This is a genomic window from Symbiobacterium thermophilum IAM 14863, assembly GCF_000009905.1.
GTDB lineage: Bacteria > Bacillota > Sulfobacillia > Symbiobacteriales > Symbiobacteriaceae > Symbiobacterium > Symbiobacterium thermophilum.
The window spans coordinates 3,113,920-3,132,430 of the sequence record NC_006177.1 but is presented as its reverse complement, the minus strand read 5'-3'; the positions used below and the strand labels follow the sequence as shown (position 1 = coordinate 3,132,430).

Annotated in this window: 17 protein-coding genes; 15 read left to right on the top strand and 2 right to left on the bottom strand. The window is 70.5% G+C overall.

All coding sequences use genetic code 11. The features are described 5' to 3' along the window. From glp to STH_RS14425, 7 genes are all read left to right on the top strand, one after another. Entirely contained in the window at positions 1–1,233 is a 1,233-nt protein-coding gene (gene glp / locus STH_RS14455; protein WP_011197023.1) for a molybdopterin molybdotransferase MoeA, read from the top strand. Next, positions 1,230–3,155, top strand: coding sequence for a molybdopterin biosynthesis protein (locus STH_RS14450; RefSeq protein ID WP_011197022.1), 1,926 nt, complete (start codon positions 1,230–1,232; stop codon positions 3,153–3,155). The genes glp and STH_RS14450 overlap by 4 nt, the downstream gene beginning before the upstream one ends. A 24-nt stretch (positions 3,156–3,179) precedes the next feature. Next, a complete protein-coding gene (moaA, locus tag STH_RS14445) occupies positions 3,180–4,169 on the top strand; it encodes a GTP 3',8-cyclase MoaA (RefSeq protein WP_011197021.1) in 990 nt (329 codons plus the stop codon). Between the two features lie 18 nt (positions 4,170–4,187). After that, positions 4,188–4,772 carry a cyclic pyranopterin monophosphate synthase MoaC gene (moaC, locus tag STH_RS14440; RefSeq protein ID WP_011197020.1) on the top strand — a complete coding sequence of 195 codons (585 nt, stop codon included), beginning with the start codon at positions 4,188–4,190 and terminating at the stop codon, positions 4,770–4,772. A 120-nt stretch (positions 4,773–4,892) separates the two neighbouring features. Beyond that, entirely contained in the window at positions 4,893–6,380 is a 1,488-nt protein-coding gene (locus STH_RS17565) for a sigma-70 family RNA polymerase sigma factor (RefSeq protein ID WP_011197019.1), read from the top strand. A gap of 124 nt (positions 6,381–6,504) precedes the next feature. Continuing rightward, positions 6,505–7,020: a hypothetical protein gene (locus tag STH_RS14430; RefSeq protein WP_011197018.1), complete on the top strand. Its 516-nt coding sequence runs from the start codon at positions 6,505–6,507 to the stop codon at positions 7,018–7,020. A 193-nt stretch (positions 7,021–7,213) separates the two neighbouring features. Next, a complete protein-coding gene (locus STH_RS14425) occupies positions 7,214–7,921 on the top strand; it encodes a hypothetical protein (RefSeq protein ID WP_011197017.1) in 708 nt (235 codons plus the stop codon). 28 nt (positions 7,922–7,949) lie between these two features. On the opposite strand, the gene STH_RS14420 is transcribed toward STH_RS14425, so the two are convergent. After that, on the bottom strand, positions 7,950–9,617 hold the full coding sequence (locus STH_RS14420; protein ID WP_011197016.1) for a PHP domain-containing protein: 1,668 nt from the start codon (positions 9,615–9,617) through the stop codon (positions 7,950–7,952). A 332-nt stretch (positions 9,618–9,949) separates the two neighbouring features. On the opposite strand from STH_RS14420, the gene groES reads away from it, so the two are divergent. From groES to STH_RS14405, 3 genes are all read left to right on the top strand, one after another. Next, complete coding sequence (gene groES / locus STH_RS14415; protein ID WP_011197015.1) at positions 9,950–10,243, top strand: co-chaperone GroES; 294 nt, start codon at positions 9,950–9,952, stop codon at positions 10,241–10,243. 17 nt (positions 10,244–10,260) lie between these two features. After that, positions 10,261–11,883, top strand: a complete 1,623-nt coding sequence (gene groL / locus STH_RS14410) for a chaperonin GroEL (RefSeq protein WP_011197014.1) — start codon at positions 10,261–10,263, stop codon at positions 11,881–11,883. A gap of 101 nt (positions 11,884–11,984) precedes the next feature. Then, on the top strand, positions 11,985–12,764 hold the full coding sequence (locus STH_RS14405) for an HAD family hydrolase (RefSeq protein ID WP_011197013.1): 780 nt from the start codon (positions 11,985–11,987) through the stop codon (positions 12,762–12,764). Positions 12,765–12,770: 6 nt separating this feature from the next. Here STH_RS14405 and STH_RS14400 read toward each other — a convergent pair whose 3' ends face one another. Beyond that, the gene (locus STH_RS14400) at positions 12,771–13,940 is read right to left on the bottom strand and encodes a hypothetical protein (RefSeq protein WP_011197012.1); all 1,170 of its coding nucleotides are present in this window, start codon (positions 13,938–13,940) and stop codon (positions 12,771–12,773) included. 235 nt (positions 13,941–14,175) lie between these two features. On the opposite strand from STH_RS14400, the gene STH_RS14395 reads away from it, so the two are divergent. The 5 genes from STH_RS14395 to argJ all read left to right on the top strand — a co-directional run bounded on the left by STH_RS14395 (position 14,176) and on the right by argJ (position 18,482). After that, positions 14,176–14,715, top strand: coding sequence for a hypothetical protein (locus STH_RS14395; RefSeq protein ID WP_043714256.1), 540 nt, complete (start codon positions 14,176–14,178; stop codon positions 14,713–14,715). Next, positions 14,693–15,478, top strand: a complete 786-nt coding sequence (locus STH_RS14390; protein ID WP_011197010.1) for a hypothetical protein — start codon at positions 14,693–14,695, stop codon at positions 15,476–15,478. Before STH_RS14395 ends, STH_RS14390 begins: the two co-directional genes overlap by 23 nt. A 175-nt stretch (positions 15,479–15,653) precedes the next feature. Continuing rightward, on the top strand, positions 15,654–16,700 hold the full coding sequence (gene argC / locus STH_RS14385; protein ID WP_011197009.1) for an N-acetyl-gamma-glutamyl-phosphate reductase: 1,047 nt from the start codon (positions 15,654–15,656) through the stop codon (positions 16,698–16,700). A 37-nt stretch (positions 16,701–16,737) separates the two neighbouring features. Continuing rightward, on the top strand, positions 16,738–17,265 hold the full coding sequence (locus STH_RS14380; RefSeq protein WP_011197008.1) for an N-acetyltransferase: 528 nt from the start codon (positions 16,738–16,740) through the stop codon (positions 17,263–17,265). 8 nt (positions 17,266–17,273) lie between these two features. Beyond that, the gene (argJ, locus tag STH_RS14375) at positions 17,274–18,482 is read left to right on the top strand and encodes a bifunctional glutamate N-acetyltransferase/amino-acid acetyltransferase ArgJ (protein WP_011197007.1); all 1,209 of its coding nucleotides are present in this window, start codon (positions 17,274–17,276) and stop codon (positions 18,480–18,482) included. Positions 18,483–18,511 lie beyond the last annotated feature (29 nt).

Here is an 18,511-nt window from a genome sequence, read left to right as displayed (position 1 = left end):
ATGGACTTTTTCACGCTGAAATCTGTCGAGGAGGCCCGGGTCGAGTTCCTCGGCGCCGTCACCCGCCGGATGCCCGCGGAGCGGGTCGCAAGGGAGGAAGCCCTGGGGCGTATCACCGCCGCCCCCGTGCCCGCTCCCGAGGATCTGCCCCCCTTTCCCCGCAGCTCAGTGGACGGCTATGCCGTTCTGTCGGCCGACACCTTCGGCGCGTCTGAAGGGCTGCCGGCGTACCTCACCGTTACCGCGGAGATCCCCATGGGACAGGTTTCCGCGGTGCCGCTTCACCCTGGCGAGGCGCAGAAGATCGCCACCGGCGGCGCCCTGCCCGAGGGGGCTGATGCCGTCGTCATGGTGGAGCACACCGAGCAGTCGGCGCCGGATGAGATCGCCGTGCTGCGCCCCGTGTCGCCGGGCGAGAACGTCATGCAGCGGGGCGAGGACTGCCGGGCCGGCGAGCCGCTGCTCCCGGCCGGACGGATGATCCGGGCTCAGGAGGCGGCCCTGCTCGCCCACGCCGGCGTGCGTGAGGTCGACGTGGTGCGGCGGCCGCGGGTGGCCATCATCTCCACGGGGGACGAGCTGGTACCCCCGGAGGAGGCGCCGGGGCCCGGGCAGATCCGCGAGTCCAACGGCCAGGCCATGCGGGCCCTGGTGCTGCGGGACGGCGGTGAGCCGCACTACCTCGGCCTCGCCCGGGACGACGAGCAGGAGATCCTGTCCCTGCTCCGTCAAGGCCTGGCCTACGACCTGGTCCTGATCTCCGGCGGCTCCAGCGTGGGCGCCCGCGACCTCACGTCCCGGCTGATCGACCAGTTGGGCAGCCCCGGGGTGCTGGTGCACGGCGTCCAGCTGAAGCCTGGCAAGCCGACGATCCTGGCGGTGTGCGACGGGGTTCCGGTGGTCGGACTGCCAGGCCACCCCGTCTCGGCGCAGGTGGTCTACGGCCTGTTCGTCGCCCCGTTGCTCCGGCAGATGCAGGGGCTGCCGCCGGAGCCGGAGTTCCGGCCCACGGTGCGGGCGAGGCTCACCAAGAACGTCGCTTCGGCTGCCGGGCGCACCGACGTCGTGCGGGTGCGGCTGTTCCGGAAAGACGGCGAGGTCTGGGCGGAACCGGTGCACGGCAAGTCCGGCCTGATCTCGACTCTCGTGCGGGCGGACGGGTTCCTCATCATCCCCTCGGCCCGCGAGGGACTGCTGGCCGGCGACACGGTGGAGGTGGAGGTCCTGGCATGAGCACGCGCAAGATCTACCTGGAATCGCTGCCCCGCGACGAGGCGCTGAGCCGGTTGCTCCGTGCGCTCGACCAGGCCGGGTGGGGACCGCAGCGGGAGGTCATCCCCACCGACGAGGCGCTGGGCCGCATCACCTGCGAACCCGTGCGGGCCCGCATCTCTGCCCCGCATTACAACGCCGCCGCCGTGGACGGTATCGCCGTCAAGGCCAGCGACACCTTCGGCGCCACCGAGACGGCGCCGCGGATCCTCACCATCGGCGAGCAGGCCTTCTGGGTCGACACCGGCGACCCGCTGCCGCCCGGGTGCGACGCGGTGATCATGGTGGAGCACGTCAACCTGCTGGACGACGGCCACCACCAGGGCGCCCGCTGCGAGATCCTGGCGCCGGTCGCCCCGTGGCAGGACGTGCGGCAGATCGGCGAAGACGTGGTGGCCACCGAGATCCTGCTGCCCGAGGGGCACGTCATCCGTCCGCAGGACCTGGGCGCCCTGCTGGCGGCCGGGATCCTGGAGGTGCCGGTGGTGCGCAGGCCGCGGGTGACGTTCATCCCGACGGGCACGGAGATCGTCGAGCCCAAGGCGGATCCGGCTGAGGGCGAGATCATCGAGTTCAACTCCCGGGTCATCCTCTCCCTGGTGCGGGAGTGGGGCGGCGAGCCGGTGCGGCACCCCATCGTGCGGGACGACTACGACCTCATCCGGCGGGCCGTGCGGGAGGCCGTCGCCCGGTCGGACATCGTCATCGTCAACGCCGGCTCCTCCGCCGGCAGCGAAGACTACACCGTACATGTGTTGAAGGAGCTGGGGCAGGTACTCGCCCACGGCGTCGCCGTCCGCCCCGGCAAGCCGGTGATGCTGGGCCTCATCGACGGCAAGCCCTTCGTCGGGTTGCCCGGCTACCCGGTCTCCACGTGGTTGACGGCGGACCTCTTCGTCAAGCCGCTGGTCTTCCGGGCGCAGGGCCTGCCGGTGCCCGAGCGGGAGACGGTGCGGGCTTCCCTGGCCAGGCGGATCACCTCGCCCATGGGGGTCGAGGAGTTCGTGCGGGTGAAGCTGGGCCGCGTGGGCGAGCGGCTGGTGGCCACGCCCATCAGCCGGGGCGCCGCGGTGATCACCTCGCTGGTGCGGGCCGACGGGCTGCTGGTCGTCCCCGCGGACCGGGAGGGCATCGGCGAGGGCACCGAGGTGACGGTGGAGCTGCTCCGGCCGCTGCGCGACATTCAGGAGACCGTGGTGGTCATCGGCTCCCACGACACCTCGCTGGACCTGATGGGCTCCTGGCTGCGCCGCAAGGGCGGTTACTACCTCTCCAGCGCCCACGTGGGCTCCCAGGGCGGACTGCTGGCCCTGAAGCGGGGCGAGGCGCACATGGCCGGCGTCCACCTGCTGGACACGGATACGGGCGAGTGCAATACGTCCTACGTGCGCAAGTACCTGGGCAGGCCCGCGCTCCTGGTGCTGCTGGCCCGGCGGGAGCAGGGGTTCATCGTGCCGAAGGGCAACCCGAAGGGGATCGGGTCGTTCCGCGACCTGGCCCGGCCGGACGTGCGGTTCGTCAACCGGCAGCGGGGGGCCGGCACCCGTCTGCTCCTGGATTTCCACCTGCGGCAGGAGGGGATCTCTCCGGAGCAGGTGCAGGGCTACCGGTGGGAGCTGTTCACGCACCTGAATGTCGCCCAGGCCGTGAAGGCGGGCGACGCCGACACAGGACTGGGCATCCGCTCAGCTGCACAGGCGCTGGACCTGGACTTCGTGCCCGTGGCCTGGGAAGAGTACGAGCTTTGCATCCCAGCGGAACTGGAGGAGCACCCCGGTGTCCAGGCGGTGCTGAGCCTCCTGCGCGATCCCGAGTTCCTGAAGGCTGTGGAGGCGCTGGGCGGCTATGACTGCAGCGACTCCGGCCGGATCCGTCGGGTCTGACCGAAAGAAAGGGGGCGGTACCCCGTGATCGACCAGTGGGGCCGCAAAGTCAACTACATGCGCATCTCCGTGACCGACCGCTGCAACCTTCGCTGCGTCTACTGCATGCCCCTGACCGGTGTCAAGCTGGGACCGCACGACGAGTACCTCCGCTACGAGGAGATTCTGCGCGTCGTCAAGGCCGCGGTCGGCCTGGGGATCGACCGCATCCGCGTGACAGGCGGCGAGCCGCTGGTGCGCCAGGGCATCGTGGAGTTCCTGGCGCAGTTGAAGCCCCTGGGCGTGACCGACCTCTCGCTCTCCACCAACGGCCTGCTCTTCGCCCCGATGGCGAAGGACCTGAAGGCCGCGGGGGTCGACCGCGTGAACATTTCCCTGGACACGCTGCGCCCCGACCGCTTCACGAAGATTGCCCGGCTGAGCGGCAGCCCGGCCCAGGTGTTGGAGGCGGCGGAGGCCGCGCTGGAACTGGGCATGGAGCCGGTGAAGCTGAACATGGTGGTCATCCGCGGCTGGAACGACGACGAGATCGGCGACATGGCCCGGCTGACTCTGGATCGGCCGATCCACGTGCGCTACATCGAGGTCATGCCCTTCTCGGAAGGCTATCAGTTCACCTGGGAGAACCTGGTCCCCGCGGCCGAGATGCGGGAGCGGCTGCTGGACGAGTTCGGCGACCTGGAGCCGGTGCGCGGGGGCGTCCGGGGCAACGGGCCCGCCAAGTACTGGCGGCTGCCCGGCGCCAAGGGCACGGTGGGCTTCATCTCGGCCGTCACCGAGTGCTTCTGCGCGGAGTGCAACCGCATCCGGCTGTCGGCTGACGGCAAGGTCAACCCCTGCCTGGGCCACGTCCACGAGGTGGACCTGAAGCCGGTGATCCGCGACCCGGAGAAGACCGATGACGATCTGCGGAACGCCCTGGCGGACGCGATCCTGCGCAAGCCCCGGGAGCACAACTTCGACGACGCCGAGTCGGACTACGTCCTGCGGGTCATGCACGGCATCGGCGGGTAGCCGCGAAAGGGGTGCGACATGAGCAACATCAACCACGCAGATGCGCCGCGGCATGGGACGGACGAGCGCGGGGACAACGCGCAGCTCGCCGGCCAGACCGAGGGCGGCGGTGAGGCGCGGCTGACCCACCTGGACGAGCGCGGCCATGCCCGCATGGTCGACGTGGGTCCGAAGCCCGAGACCGAGCGGGTGGCCGTCGCCCGGGCTGAGGTGCGGATGAAGCCGGAGACGCTGACCCTGATTCAGTCGGGCGGGGTGCCGAAAGGCGACGTGCTGGGTGTGGCCCGGGTGGCGGGCATCATGGCCGCCAAGCGCACCGGCGATCTGATCCCCCTCTGCCATCCGCTGCCCATCACGCAGGCCAGCGTCGACTTCGCCTTCGACGAAGCCGGCAGCCGGGTGCTGATCGAGGCCCGGGTCTCCACCGTCGGCCGGACCGGCGTGGAGATGGAGGCGCTCACCGCCTGCGCCGCGGCCGCGCTGACCATCTACGATATGGCCAAGGCCGTGGACAAGGGCATGGTCATCGGCGAGGTGCGGCTGGTGAAGAAGACCGGCGGCAAGAGCGGGACCTATATCCGCCCCGGTGAGGACGTGGAGTGACCCACGACGCGCATATGTCAAGAGGCCCCCGTGCCGGCGGCGCGGGGGCTTTGCGCTGGCCGCGAACGGGCCCTTCTTCCCCTCTATCTGAGTGAGAACACACACCGAGAGGACGGCGCCATGGACTACTTCCAGCTGTTGCGGGCCCACCAGGGATACCTGGAGCGGATCGCGCTGGCGATGCTGGGGAACCGGCCCGACGCAGAGGACGCCCTGCAGGAGGCGGCCCTGGCCGGCTACCGCCGGTTCGCCCAACTGCGGGATGAGCAGGCCTTCGGGGCCTGGATGCGGCGGATCCTGATCCGGCAGTGCCGGCAGATCCTGGAGCGCCGCCGGCGGTCCTTTCCCGTGGACGACCTGGCGGCCCATCTGCCCGACACCGTTCCCGGACCGGACCCGGAAGCGACGGCGATCTGGGAGATGGTGGCACGCCTCGGCGACCACCTGCGCCCGGTGGTGGTGCTGCGCTACATGCTGGACATGTCCCAGCAAGAGATCGCCGAGGCGCTGGGCATCCCGCTGGGCACGGTCAAGTCCCGGCTGGGCAAGGCCCTGCCGCTGGTGGGTCCTGTCATCACGCGGTTCATCCTGGCAGGTGCCGGGCTGCAGTGGGCCTATGACATGGGGCTGATCGGGGAGCCCGTCGCCGAGGTCACCCAGAACGGCATCACCGTGCGCATCCTCGGCGTGGTGGCCGACGCCCGGCGCACCACGGTGCTCTATCAGGTGCTGGGAGCGCCGTCCACGGTGGGGCGGGGGCGTCAGCCCCGCGTGCCCGTGCATGCCACCATCACGGCCCAGATGAGCGAGTTCACTCCGCCGGAGGAGACGCCGTTGGGCTACCTCGGCACCGTCTCCACCCTTCCGCTGGAGGCGGAGGCAGCCGAGTTGGAGGTCCGGTTCGACGTGGGCGCGGAAACCATCACCCTGACCGTGCCTGCCTCCCGCACCGAGACCGACCGGTTCTCCCGGGAGGTGGCCGTCAACCGGGCCCTGGAGTACGACGGGGTGCGGATCACGGTGGAGGCGGTGATCTACACGCCGGCCGAGACCATCGTGCGCTACCGGGAAGAGGTGACCGAAAGCTTTGACTTCCCGGTGCAGTGGGACGGGGACGTCCACTGCAACTACCTGGAGGCGGGCGGACAGCGTTACCGCCAATCGGGATCAGGTGGAGGGCTCAACTCTGTGTCGTACCTGGCCTTTCCCCCTGTGAGGGGGCCGGCCCGGCTGGTGCTGAAGCCGGCGGTCAAGGCAGAGCCGTTGGACGCGGTCTGGCCCCTGGAGGAAGGGGCCGTGGCCGAGGTGGTGGGCGTGCCGGTCACCCTGGCGGGGATCGAGCGGCGACCGGGCGCCATCGAGCTCAGCTGGACGAGCCCTGTAAGGGAAGGTTTCGTCGGGGTCAGCGGGTTCGAGGTGATCGACGGCGAGGGAAACGTGTACCCGCTGGGCGGTTCGTGGGCAGGGTTTTCCAACTACACCCATGATGGGGTGCGCTACCAGCGCTACGAGACCGAACTGCCGGAAGGGTTGGAGCCGGTGGCCGTGCGGGCCACCAAGGCGGGGGTGCTGGTGGACGGTCCCTGGGTCTTCGACCTGCCGGGTTAGGGGGTTCCGTGGGGTGGGGCGGATGGAGGCCGCCTCCCCAGTTTCATATCTTGACAATCCACATGCAGGAAAATCGCCGTCCGGACGCGTACTGTACAGGTGAAATCCCCCTGAGGTGATCACCATGCTGCAGTTGCGGCTTCAGACGGCGTTCCTGCTGCTCCTCGGACAGCTTCTGCTGGGCGGCCTGGGGTGGTTCCTGGCCGGCCGCTGGCCCTGGATCGGGCTCATCCCGGCCCTGGTCCTGCTCTGGTTCGCCTGGCGGCTGGGCGTCGTCTTCCGGGAGGAGGCCGAGCGGCGCACCCGCCGCTACCGCACGGCCGCGGCAGCGTGGACGGCCGTGATGTCGCAGATCCCCGGCCTGCTGCTTCTGCCCTTCTGGGCGCCGGACTGGATCTACTCCCTCTGGCAGGGCACCTTCCTGCCGGTGGCTGCGCTGCTGGAGCGGTACCGGCCGGGACTCGGCCAGGTCGTCGTACCCTGGCTCTGGGCCTCCGCCGCCGCCATTGTCCTGCTCTTCGCCGGTGCGGGCCGTGAAGTGCCCGCGCCCGCGCCCCCGCCCGTGCGCGCCGCGCCGGGGGAGTGGGTTCCGGCCCGCAGGCTTGCCGACGTGCAGAAGCGCGGGGTAAGGGTCCGCTGACGGAGGGGCGCTCGAAGCGCGGGGCGGACGCCGGAGACGCGCGACTGGACGCCCGACGCCCGGAACGGTGCCCGGGGCAGCCGTTCGACAAATCCCCGGCGGTTGTGATGATTTGCGAATAATCTGTAAGGGAAAAGGGTGCACACCTGATCCTGGTGAAATCCCCCCCACGTTGCGAATGGGGGGGATTTGTGTGCTGCGCAGGGACAGGAGAAGCCACAGGCCCGTATTCCTGGTGCTGCGGTCCCGGCCCGGGGACTCGGGCGCCCGGCCCCTCGCGGCGCCCTTTGCCTCACCCGACATCACGGTGGGACCCGACGGGCGCCCGCGCGCGGTCGTGCTCAACCTCGGCTCCCGGGAGGTCGTGGCCTCCACCGAGTTCTACAGCGTGCCGGCCGGACTTCCGGTCACGGCCGAAAACGCACGCCTGGTGGGCACCGGCAACCCGGCGATCATCCGCCCCGGGGAGGCGGTGACCGTCAGCTGCAACGAGCCGTGGCTGAACCGGCAGGCCGACGTCCTGGTGGTCATGGCGTTTCATCCGGAGCTGGATCCGGTTGCACGGCCCTTCGATGTGCTGGCCGACCGGCACGTGGGCCAGATGAACTACGCGTGGGTCGGTACATACGCCGGAAGTCTGCCCGACGGGGATGTGCGGGTGGAGATCCGCCCCGCGCCCCAGGGGCTCTTCCGGCTGAAACTGTACCAGGAGGGTGCGCTGTACCCCAGGTGCGACCGCATCATGAAGCCTCATGGGCACCGGTTCCACTGGATGGAGGTGGAGGGGGACCTGCGGATGCTCTTCGACCTGGCCGTGGTGGACAATAACCGGCTGACGCTGGGTGTGGGCCCCAGGGGAGGCTCACCCCGGAGCGGGCTGCTCACCCGGGTGACGGCCTGAGGGGCCGGACCGGGCGGGGGCGGGCCCCTCAGGCCCGCCGGTTGAGCCAGGCCAGGAGGTCGGGCAGGTCCATGGCGTTGACCACGTCCTCCGGCCCGACCCAGCCCCGGCGGGCCTGTGCGACGCCGTAGGGCAGCAGTTCCAGCTCCCGCACGGAGTGGGCGTCGGTGTTGATGACCAGCTTCACCCCGAACTCCTTCGCCGTGCGGGCGTGCTCGGCGGAGAGGTCCAGCCGGGAGGGGCTGGCCGAGATCTCCAGGGCGGTGCCCGTGCGGGCGCAGGCCTCCAGGATGCGCGGCAAGTCCAGGGCCATGGGCTCCCGCCGGCCGATGACCCGGCCGAAGGGGTGGCCGATGATGTCCACGTGCGGGTTGGCGATGGCCCGCAGAAGCCGCTCGGTCTGCTCCGCCTCGGGCAGGTGGAGGTGGCTGTGGATGGAGGCCACCACCACGTCCAGTTCGGCCAGGATCTCGTCGGGGTAGTCCAGCGTGCCGTCCCGCAGGATGTCCACCTCGGCCCCGGCGAGCAGCCGGAAGTCCGGCCACTGATCCAGCCGGCGGATCGCGGCGACGTGCTCCCTCAGCCGTTCGGGGCTCAGGCCGTGGGCGACGTGCAGGGACTGGGAGTGGTCGCACACGGCCAGGTAGCGGTGGCCCAACGCCCGAGCCGCCTCGGCCATCTCCGCGAGGCCGGCCGTCCCGTCCGATGCCGCGGTGTGCACGTGCAGGTCCCCGCGCAGGTCGGTGCGGGCGATCAGGCGGGGCAGCCGGCCGGAGCGGGCCGCGGCCACCTCGCCCCGTCCCTCCCGCAGCTCGGGAGGGATGTAGGGCAGCCCCAGCGCCTGGTATACGGGGGCGTCGTCCGCGTCGGCGCTCCCCCCGTCCGGCGGTTGGGCGGCGGCCCGGGCCGCGTTCCGCGGCAGACTGCCGGCTGGGGCGAGGCGGGCCAGCTCCTCCAGGTGCGCCGCCGACCCGGTCCGCTCAAAGAGGGTGACGACGAACGCATCAGGGGGAACCAGCGCCGGATCCACCGGCAGGGGCAGGGGTGGGAGCCGGTCCAGATAGAGCTTGACGGCATCGGGGTCCCGGGTCGCGATAACCAGGTCGATGTCCGCCACCGTCTCGGCGCGGCGGCGGATGGAGCCCGCAACGGCGACCCGGACGACGGCGGGGTGGCTGCGCAGCTGTGTAGCCACCGCTTCCGCGATCGGGGCCGCGACGCCGATGGAGAGCCGGTCGGGCCGTCGGCGCACCCGGGTCACGGCCTGAAGCAAGGCCGCCTCCCTGCGGGGCCCGAGCCCCGGCAGGTCCCGCAGCCGGCCTTCCCGGGCGGCGAGCTCCAGTGCCTCCAGGCTGTCCACGCCCAACCGACGGTACAGCAGCATGGCGGTCCGTGCGCCGAGCCCGGGCACGCGGGTAAGGTCAAGCACGCCCGGGGGCACCGCCTGGCGCAGCTCCTCCAGGTAGCCGATGCGGCCCGTCTCCACCATTTCGGTGACCTTGGCGGCAATGGCCTTGCCGATGCCGGGGACGCGCGTGAGCCGCCCTTCCCGGACCAGCTGCGCCACCGGCTCCGGCAGCAGGCCCAGGGTCTCGGCGGCCTTGCGGTAGGCGCGCACCTTGAAGGGGTCGCCGCCGGTGAACTCCAGCAGGTCGGCGATCTCGTAGAGGGCCTCGGCCACGGTCAGGTTGTCCACGGCGTCACCTCCCCGCAGGGCGCGGGCGGTCGGTCCGCGCCCCTTTCCGCGTTCACCGCTCATTCTACCCGAACCTGGCCAGGGGTGACGATCGGGGCAAGGGCCAGGGCACGCTGCCGAACAGTCCCGGGGCCTGGCAGGGACGGGATTCCCCGCGCCCGGATGGCCGGCCTCGGATCGCCCCGAACTGGCATGCGGTGGCCGCGGCGACAGCAAAAAAAGCGTTCGGAGGGACTTGACTGCCTCCAGTTCCTTTTCTATCATAGGTCATGGTGTTAGCACTCGGGCGGAATGAGTGCTAACAGACTCAGCACTGAGGAGGGACCTTCGAGATGAACGTCAAGCCGTTGGGCGCTCGGGTCGTCATCAAGCCGCTTGAGAAGGAAGAGCGCACCAAGAGCGGCATTGTGCTGCCCGACACTGCGAAGGAGAAGCCCCAGCAGGGTAAGGTCATCGCCGTGGGCCCCGGCCGTACCCTGGAGTCCGGGACGAAGGTGGAGCTCGAGGTCAAGGAGGGCGACACCGTCATCTTCTCCAAGTACGCGGGCACCGAGGTCAAGATCGACGGCGAGGAGTACATCATCCTGGACGGCGAGCGGGACATTCTCGCCATCGTTCAGGGTTAGAGGGAGGTCTTCCATAGATGACTGCGAAGCAGATTATCTTTGATGAGGCCGCCCGGCGCAAGCTGCAGGCCGGTGTGGACGCTCTTGCCAATACCGTGAAGGTCACCCTCGGTCCCCGCGGCCGCAACGTCGTGCTGGACAAGAAGTTCGGCGCCCCGGCCGTCGCCAACGACGGCGTGACGATCGCCCGTGAGATCGAGCTGGAGGATCCGTTCGAGAACATGGGCGCCCAGCTGGTGAAGGAGGTCGCCACCAAGACCAACGACGTCGCGGGTGACGGCACCACCACCTCCACTGTGCTGGCCCAGGCCATCGTGAAGGAGGGCCTGAAGAACGTCACCGGCGGCGCGAACCCGATGATCCTGAAGCGGGGCATCGAGAAGGCCGTCCAGGTGGCGGTTGAGGAGCTGCGCAAGCAGGCTATCCCCGTCGAGACCAACAAGGCCATCGCCGAGGTCGCGGCCATCTCCGCCAACAACGACCGGGAGATCGGCGAGCTCGTGGCCAAGGCGATGGACACCGTGGGCAAGGACGGCGTGATCACCGTCGAGGAGTCCAAGACGCTCCACACCGAGCTGGAGACCGTCGAGGGCATGCAGTTCGACCGGGGCTACGTCTCCGCCTACATGGTCACCGACACCGAGAAGATGGAGGCCGTCCTGAACGAGCCCTACATCCTGATCACCGATAAGAAGATCTCCGCGGTCCAGGACCTGCTGCCGATCCTGGAGAAGGTCGTGCAGCGCGGCAAGCCGCTGCTGATCATCGCGGAGGACGTCGAGGGCGAGGCGCTGGCCACCCTGGTGGTCAACAAGCTGCGCGGCACCCTGCAGGTCGCGGCGGTCAAGGCCCCGGGCTTCGGCGACCGGCGCAAGGCCATGCTGGAGGACATCGCCATCCTGACCGGCGGCGAGGTCGTCTCCGAGGAGCTGGGCCGCAAGCTCGAGAACGCCACCATCGAGATGCTCGGCCAGGCCCGCCAGGTGCGCATCGAGAAGGAGAAGACCACCATCATCGATGGCGCCGGCTCCAGCGAGGCCATCAAGAACCGGGTCGCCGCCATCAAGCGGCAGATTGAGGAGACCACTTCGGACTTCGACCGCGAGAAGCTGCAGGAGCGGCTGGCCAAGCTGGCCGGCGGCGTGGCGGTCATCAAGGTCGGCGCCGCCACCGAGGTCGAGCTGAAGGAGAAGAAGCTGCGCATCGAGGACGCCCTGAACGCGACCCGTGCGGCCGTTGAGGAGGGCATCGTCGCCGGCGGCGGCGTGGCGCTGCTGCAGACCCAGAAGGCCATCGACGAGCTGATCAAGACGCTGGAGGGCGACGAGAAGGTCGGCGCCCAGATCGTCCGGCGTGCGGTCGAGGAGCCGCTGCGCTGCATCGTCGAGAACGGCGGCCTCGAGGGCTCCGTCGTCGTCGAGAAGGTGCGCACCCTGCCGGTTGGCCACGGCTTCGACGCCATGAAGGAGGAGTACGTGGACATGGTCGCCGCCGGCATCATCGACCCGGTCAAGGTGACCCGTTCCGCCCTCCAGAACGCCGCTTCCATCGCTGCGCTGATCCTGACCACCGAGGCCCTGGTCACCGAGAAGCCCGAGAAGAAGGAGAACAACCCCGCGCCCAACATGGATATGATGTAATCCGGGTGCGGACAAGTGGACCCCCTGGCGCAACGCCGGGGGGTCTTCTTATCGGGGCGGGTATGGTAAGATGGCCCAAACGGCAGGAGGTGGCGCGATTGGTGAGGGCTGTCCTGTTCGATCTGGACGAGACGCTGATCCTCGACGAGCCGGTGACCCGGGAGGCGTTGGCCGCCGCGGCGGCCCTGGCCGGTTCCCGGGCGGACCCCGAAAGGCTGGCGGCGCGGGCCTGGGCGGAGGCCCGGCGGCGGTGGGCGGAGGGGCCGTATGCAGCCTACTGCAGGCGCATCGGCCACAGCGCGGCCGAGGGGCTCTGGGCCCGGTACGACCGGGGCGACCATCCGGCCATCCAGGGGCTCCGGCAATGGGCTCCCGATTACCGCGTGGCCGTATGGCGGGAGGCCCTGGCGGAGCAGGGAGTGCGGGACGACGCCCTGGCGGAAGCGATGGCCGAGCGGTTCGCGGCGGCCCGGCGCCGGTACCTGCGTTACCCCGAGGTCGACCCCCTGCTGGCCGCCCTCCGGGAGCGGGGCTACCTGCTCGGCATCGTCACCAACGGCGTGCCCGACCTGCAGCGGGAGAAGCTGGCGGTCTCGGGTCTGGAAAGGGAGGTCGACGCCGTGGTCATCTCGGGGGAGGTCGACTGCGGCAAGCCCGATCCCGGCATCTTCCGCCACATCTGCCGGAGCCTGGGCGTCGCGCCCCACGAGGCGGTGATGGTCGGCGACAACCCCGGGCGCGACGTGGCCGGCGGGCGGGCCGCCGGCCTTCTGACCGTGTGGGTGCAGCGCGGCGGCCGGGAGCGGGACGAGCGCCACCCGGCCGACCTGGCGTGCACGGATCTGTCTGCGCTTCTGCCGTGGCTGGAGGCGCTGGGCTGACGCCTCTCAGGGTTCGGCCAGCCGGACACCGATGAGGGCCGCGATCCGTTCCGTCTCCTCCATCACCTCGCGGAGGGGCGCCGCCGGCGCGTCGATCATGTCCGCGACCCAGTCGCCCTTCAGCCGGGCCAGCGCTCCCTCAGCGATCGCCCGGGCCTTCCAGACCGTCTCATACTGCTCGGGCAGCCGGAAGAGGTAGAACTGCCGCAGCCGCCGCTCGGCCTGCGCCCCTTCCTCCAAGAGTGGCCCGATCTCGGCCGCCAGCCGGTCGCCCGGCGGCTCCAGGTCGCCCGCCGCTGCGCGCAGATCCGCGATCGCCTCGAGCCGCAGCCGGCGCACAAACCCGAAGAACGGGAGGCCGTCGCGGAAAGGAACCGCCCACGTCGCCCACCAGAGGATGGGCAGCGCGACGATGCACGGAATGGACCAGGGGACGGCGGGCAGGAGCAGGGCGTTGATCGGCGCGGCGGCCATGAGCAGCAGGTTCAGAACGCCCCAGCCCACGGCCCAGGCAAACGCCTGCGCATAGCGCCGCCGCAGCGCCCGGACGGCCAGATTGAGGGCGTTCAGCCGGCTCTCCGCGGCCTGTTCGGCCGCCTCCGTCATGACGCGCACCTCCGCGGGCAGCCGGAGCAGCCGGTCTTCCAGCTCCACCGTCTCCTGCTGGAGCTTCAGGGCGGACAGGGCGTCGGCCCCGGCGCCCAGGGCGAGCGCGGTCTGCGGGCCGGTGAGTCTCCCCAGGGCCTCCGCGGCGAGGGCCCGCGCCTCTGTGGGATCCTGGGTCAGGGTCGTCTGGGCGCGGATCAGCGCGTGCACCCCCAGGGCCCAGGCCGTGAGGGCTGCCGCATCGGCGCCTTCACAGCTGTGCAGCCGGAACAGCGCCGACTCGCACTCCTTCAGGGCATCGGCGTAATGCCGGCGGCAGGTGAGGTGGTCCAGCGCCGAGGCGGCTCGCCGGCAGTGGGCGCGTACCGCCAGGAGATGGCCGAGCGCCAGGGTGATGTCCTCCCGGTGTGCGGGTTCCTGGTTCAGGCGGGCCGACAGCTCTTCGACGTCGGCCGGCTCCTCCGTATCCGGGCGGCCGGTCCACGGCGCGGCGAAGAGCCCGTCGGCGGTCCAGTGTACCAACGGTTCGTGGGCGAAATCGGTGGGGCGCGGATGGACAATGTTCGTCATACGATCAGCCCCCTTTCGTCCCGAGCGTTTCCCTTTCACTTTCACCATACCATTGGAACGAGTGTCCGAAAATACCAGCCGAGAACCATTCGTGGATAATTCGAATAGTGCGTTCGTCCCGGTCCCCTCCTCACGCGTATCGGTTCGTCGGGCGGCGGGAACCTGGGAGAGAGGAGATGACGGGCCGGTGGCCGAAGGTCTAATGCGTGACCATTCCCAAGTGGGGAGGGATTCGGTGGACGGTCCATACCTGGAGCGGCCCGATACGCGTGCGGAGCAGTACCTGGTGGGCGCGCTGCTGGCGGCCGTCTGCCTGGCCGCCGGCTGGCTGGTCGTGCGCATCCGGTCCACCCCGGGCGCCGCCCACCCGCTGGAGTTCACCGGGCTGTTCCTGCTCCTGGCCCTGGCCGCTTACCTTGGGCATGCCGGCTACGAGCTGTCCACGGTGCGGTACGCGCTCCGGGACCAGCGGTTCCGCGTCGCTCAGGGGCGCCGGGCCGTGGAGCTGGACCTTCGGCAGCCGTTGCGGCTGCACCGCTGGCTCAACCGCTGGGACGGAAGCGGAGCGGCCGCCGCGGAACTGGGCGTCGCGGAGGTGGAATGGTACCCGCCCGTCGCACTGGTCCGCACGGCGTGCTGGGTCGTGGTGGGCCATGACCCGGCCGGCCTCTGCCGCGCGGTGGCCGTCCGGCCCTCGCCGCGCCTTCTGGCCCTCCTCCGGGAGATGGCGGTGCCGAAGTGGGGGGAGGAAGTTGGCGAGACTGCTGACCGCTGAACTGCTGCTGCTGGCGCTGACGGCCGCATTTGCCGCCGCGGGGGTTCCCTGGCTTGCCGGGCAGCCTCCGGCGTGGCCATTGCTCAGCGTCGCCTTTCTGATGGCCCTGGCGTTCTCTGCCCTCTATGCCCTGGCGAACCTGGCCGCGCGCCGGCTGCGGCAGCCAGCCCTGCTCGCCGCGGGCCTGGTTGCCCTGGCTTCGGTGGCGGTCGACGCCCTCCGCCGGGGTCCGTTCGCCTGGGGTGAAGGGCTTGCCCTGGCGGCGGGGCTGGTCCTGTCAGCCCTGGGCGGCGCCCTGGGGCGCGGCGCGGGCGCCGGGCTCTGGGCGTACGCCGCGCCGCTGGCGGCGGTGCGCTACGCGCTGGTGCCCCTGGCGGGCTCCGGCGAACCGGTCCGGGCGCTGGCCGTGCAGAGCGCGGCGTTCTACCTGTTCCTCCGGGGGCTGGTGCGCCTCGCCTTCCCCACCTCGGCTGAGGGGAACCCGTCGGCCGGCCCGCTGGTCCACAGGCCCGTGCCGGACCGGGTCGTCGGGCTGGTGGAGGCCACCGCCCGGCGGCGCGCGCTGCCCTATGCCACCCGGGAGGACGGCAGCCGGGACGAAGAGGCCGTTGCCGTGCGCTGCCCCCGTGCGAAGGCGGCGGAGCTGGCCGAGCGGTTGCGGGCGGTCCTGGAGGGCCATCCCGTCACGGTGACGCAGGGCGTACAGGCGGGCGACGAGGTTGAACTGGTCATCCGCGTGGTTCCTCCGCCCCGGGATGGTTGAAGGCACGGGCCGCGCCGGCCGATTTCCGGAAAAATGAGTCCCGAGCCCTGCTGGACAGGGCTCGGGATTGGATTATGATGAAGAGGTCCGGGCCCGTGAGCGGGCTCCGGGGATTGCATCTTTATACACTTAGAGTTATGATTATGCAACAAGAACAGGGGCGGAGGCCGGAACGATGACGATACGCGTGGGAATCGCCGGAGCCACCGGCTATACCGGCGTGGAACTGGTCCGGCTGCTGGCGCAGCACCCGGAGGCGGAGGTGGTGGTGGCCGGCACCGAGAGCTACCAGGGACAGCACCTCGCCGCGGTCTACCCCCACCTGCGGGAGCGGGTGGACCTGGTCGGACGGGAAGCCTCGCCCGAGGCCCTGGCGGGGTGCGACGTGGTGTTCACCTCCCTGCCCCACGGCCTGACCATGGCCCTGGCGCCGGCGGTGCTCGCGGCCGGCGGGCGGCTGATCGACCTGGGGGCCGACTTCCGGCTGCGGGACGTGACCGCATACGAGCAGTGGTACCGAAAGACCCACACCGCCCCGGACCTCATGGAAGAGGCGGTGTACGGCCTGCCGGAGCTTTACCGGGAGCGGATCCGGGGGGCGCGGCTGGTCGGGAACCCCGGCTGTTACCCCACGGCCTGTGCGCTCGCAGCCGCGCCGCTGCTTCAGGCCGGCGTGGTGGAGACGGAGGGGATCATCTTTGACGCCAAGTCCGGCGTGTCCGGCGCCGGGCGCGGGGTCAACCTCGGCGTCCACTTCTCAGAAGTCAACGAGAACTTCAAGGCCTACAACATCGCCGGGACCCACCGGCACACGCCCGAGATCGAGCAGACCCTCTCGGACCTGGCCGGCCGGCCCGTGGTGGTGAGCTTCACGCCGCACCTGGTGCCCATGACCCGGGGGATCCTCGCCACCGGGTACTTCACACTGAAGGCGGAGCGTACCACCGAGCAGCTGGTGGACCTGTTCCGGGAGTTCTACGCCGGGGAGCCCTTCGTCCGGGTGCGCCCGGCGGGCGAACTGCCCACCACCAAACAGGTCTGGGGTTCCAACTACTGCGACATCGGCCTGCAGGTGGACCCGCGCACCCGCCGGGTGCTGGTCATCAGCGTCATCGACAACCTGGTCAAGGGCGCGGCGGGCCAGGCGATCCAGAACATGAACCTGCTCTTCGGCCTTCCCGAGACCACGGGACTGCTGAACGCCGGACCGGTCTACCCTTGAACCGGCCGGTCCCATCCATCTGCCCAGGAGGGATCACATGCTGTTTCGGAAGGCCGTGATGGCCGACATCCCGGCGGCCCACGAGATCATCAACGGTTACGCGGCCCAGGGGCTCATGCTCCGGCGGCCCTTGATGATGCTGTACGAATCGGTGCGCGACTTCACGGTGGCCGTGGACGACGACGGCCAGGTGCTGGGCGTGGCGGCCCTGCACATCATGTGGCGGGACCTGGCGGAGATCCGCTCCCTCGCGGTGCGCCCCGGCCTCACCAGGCGGGGCGTCGGGCGGGGCCTCGTGGAGCAGCTTCTGGAGGAGGCCCGGGCCCTGGGGCTGAAACGGATCTTCGCGCTGACCTACCAGCCGGGGTTCTTCGCCAAGTGCGGCTTCGAGGTCGTCCCGAAGGAAAGCCTGCCGCAGAAGGTCTGGAAGGAATGCGTGTACTGCGACAAGTTCCACAACTGCGATGAGATCGCGATGATGCGGCTGCTGGTGCCGCCGGAGGAGTTGGACGACGAGCCCTGGGAGATCCCCCTGGTGGCCCGTCCGAACTGGGTAAAGGGGTAGATGAGCACATGGAGTGGCTGGCAGGCGGCGTGACGGCGCCGGCGGGTTTCGTGGCCGCGGGCGCGTGCGCGGACATCAAGGGGAACGGCGCGGGGAAGAAGGACGTGGCCCTGCTCGCCTCCCGGGTTCCCTGCGCGGCCGCGGGGGTGTACACCACCAACCTGGTGAAGGCGGCGCCGGTGGTGCTCACCCGGGGGCGGACCGAGACCGGTGAGCTGCAGGCCGTGGTGGCCAACTCCGGCAACGCCAACGCCTGCACCGGCGAGCAGGGGATGCGGGACGCGGCCGAGATGGCCCGGCTGGCCGCGGAGGCCCTGGGCATCCGGCCCGAGCTGATGGGTGTGGCTTCGACGGGCGTGATCGGCGTACCGCTGCCGATGGACCGGGTGTCGGCGGGCATCAGGGCCGCGGCCGCGGCGCTCTCCCCGGAGGGCGGCGCCGACGCGGCGGAGGCCATCATGACCACCGACACCTTCCCGAAGCAGGCGGCGGCGCGGCTGGAGATCGGCGGGGCGACGGTCACCATCGGGGCGATGGCCAAGGGCTCCGGCATGATCCACCCCAACATGGCGACGATGCTGGGGTTCGTCACCACCGACGCCGCCGTGGACGCGGCCGCCCTGCGGGAGGCCCTCCGGGAGGCCACGGACCGTTCCTTCAACATGATCACGGTGGACGGCGACACCTCGACCAACGACATGGTCCTCGTCCTGGCCAACGGCCTCGCGGGCAACCCCAGGATCATGCCGGGCTCCGCCCACTACCGGGCGTTCGCCGACGCGCTGGCGGCGGTGCTCATCCACCTGGCGAAGGAGATCGCCCGGGACGGCGAGGGCGCGACCAAGCTGATCGAGGTGCGGGTGAAGGGGGCCGCGACCCTCTCCGACGCCCGCAAGGCGGCCCGGGCGGTCTGCGGGTCGAACCTGGTGAAGGCCGCGGTCTTCGGCGAGGACGCCAACTGGGGCCGCGTGCTGGCGGCCCTGGGCTATTCGGGGGCGCAGTTCGACCCCGGCCGGGTGGACCTGTGGCTGGGCGACCTGCAGATGATGCGCGCCGGCGAGCCGGTGGCCTTTGACGAGGCGGCCGCGGCCCGGGTACTGCGGGAGAAGGAGGTCGTCTTCACCGCCGACCTGCACGCCGGCGAATGCGAGGCCACCGCCTGGGGCTGCGACCTGACGTATGACTACGTGAAGATCAACGGCAGTTACCGGACCTAGCAGGCTGTGTCCGAGAACGACGGCGGGCG

What these genes read in the sequence shown, in the direction of transcription:
- groES (WP_011197015.1), top strand. Translation starts at nt 9,950, where the DNA reads ATGAACGTCAAGCCGTTGGGCGCTCGGGTCGTCATCAAGCCGCTTGAG.
- glp (WP_011197023.1), top strand. Translation starts at nt 1, where the DNA reads ATGGACTTTTTCACGCTGAAATCTGTCGAGGAGGCCCGGGTCGAGTTC.
- groL (WP_011197014.1), top strand. Translation starts at nt 10,261, where the DNA reads ATGACTGCGAAGCAGATTATCTTTGATGAGGCCGCCCGGCGCAAGCTG.
- moaC (WP_011197020.1), top strand. Translation starts at nt 4,188, where the DNA reads ATGAGCAACATCAACCACGCAGATGCGCCGCGGCATGGGACGGACGAG.
- argJ (WP_011197007.1), top strand. Translation starts at nt 17,274, where the DNA reads ATGGAGTGGCTGGCAGGCGGCGTGACGGCGCCGGCGGGTTTCGTGGCC.
- argC (WP_011197009.1), top strand. Translation starts at nt 15,654, where the DNA reads ATGACGATACGCGTGGGAATCGCCGGAGCCACCGGCTATACCGGCGTG.
- STH_RS14430 (WP_011197018.1), top strand. Translation starts at nt 6,505, where the DNA reads ATGCTGCAGTTGCGGCTTCAGACGGCGTTCCTGCTGCTCCTCGGACAG.
- STH_RS14450 (WP_011197022.1), top strand. Translation starts at nt 1,230, where the DNA reads ATGAGCACGCGCAAGATCTACCTGGAATCGCTGCCCCGCGACGAGGCG.
- STH_RS17565 (WP_011197019.1), top strand. Translation starts at nt 4,893, where the DNA reads ATGGACTACTTCCAGCTGTTGCGGGCCCACCAGGGATACCTGGAGCGG.
- STH_RS14400 (WP_011197012.1), bottom strand. Translation starts at nt 13,940, where the DNA reads ATGACGAACATTGTCCATCCGCGCCCCACCGATTTCGCCCACGAACCG.
- STH_RS14380 (WP_011197008.1), top strand. Translation starts at nt 16,738, where the DNA reads ATGCTGTTTCGGAAGGCCGTGATGGCCGACATCCCGGCGGCCCACGAG.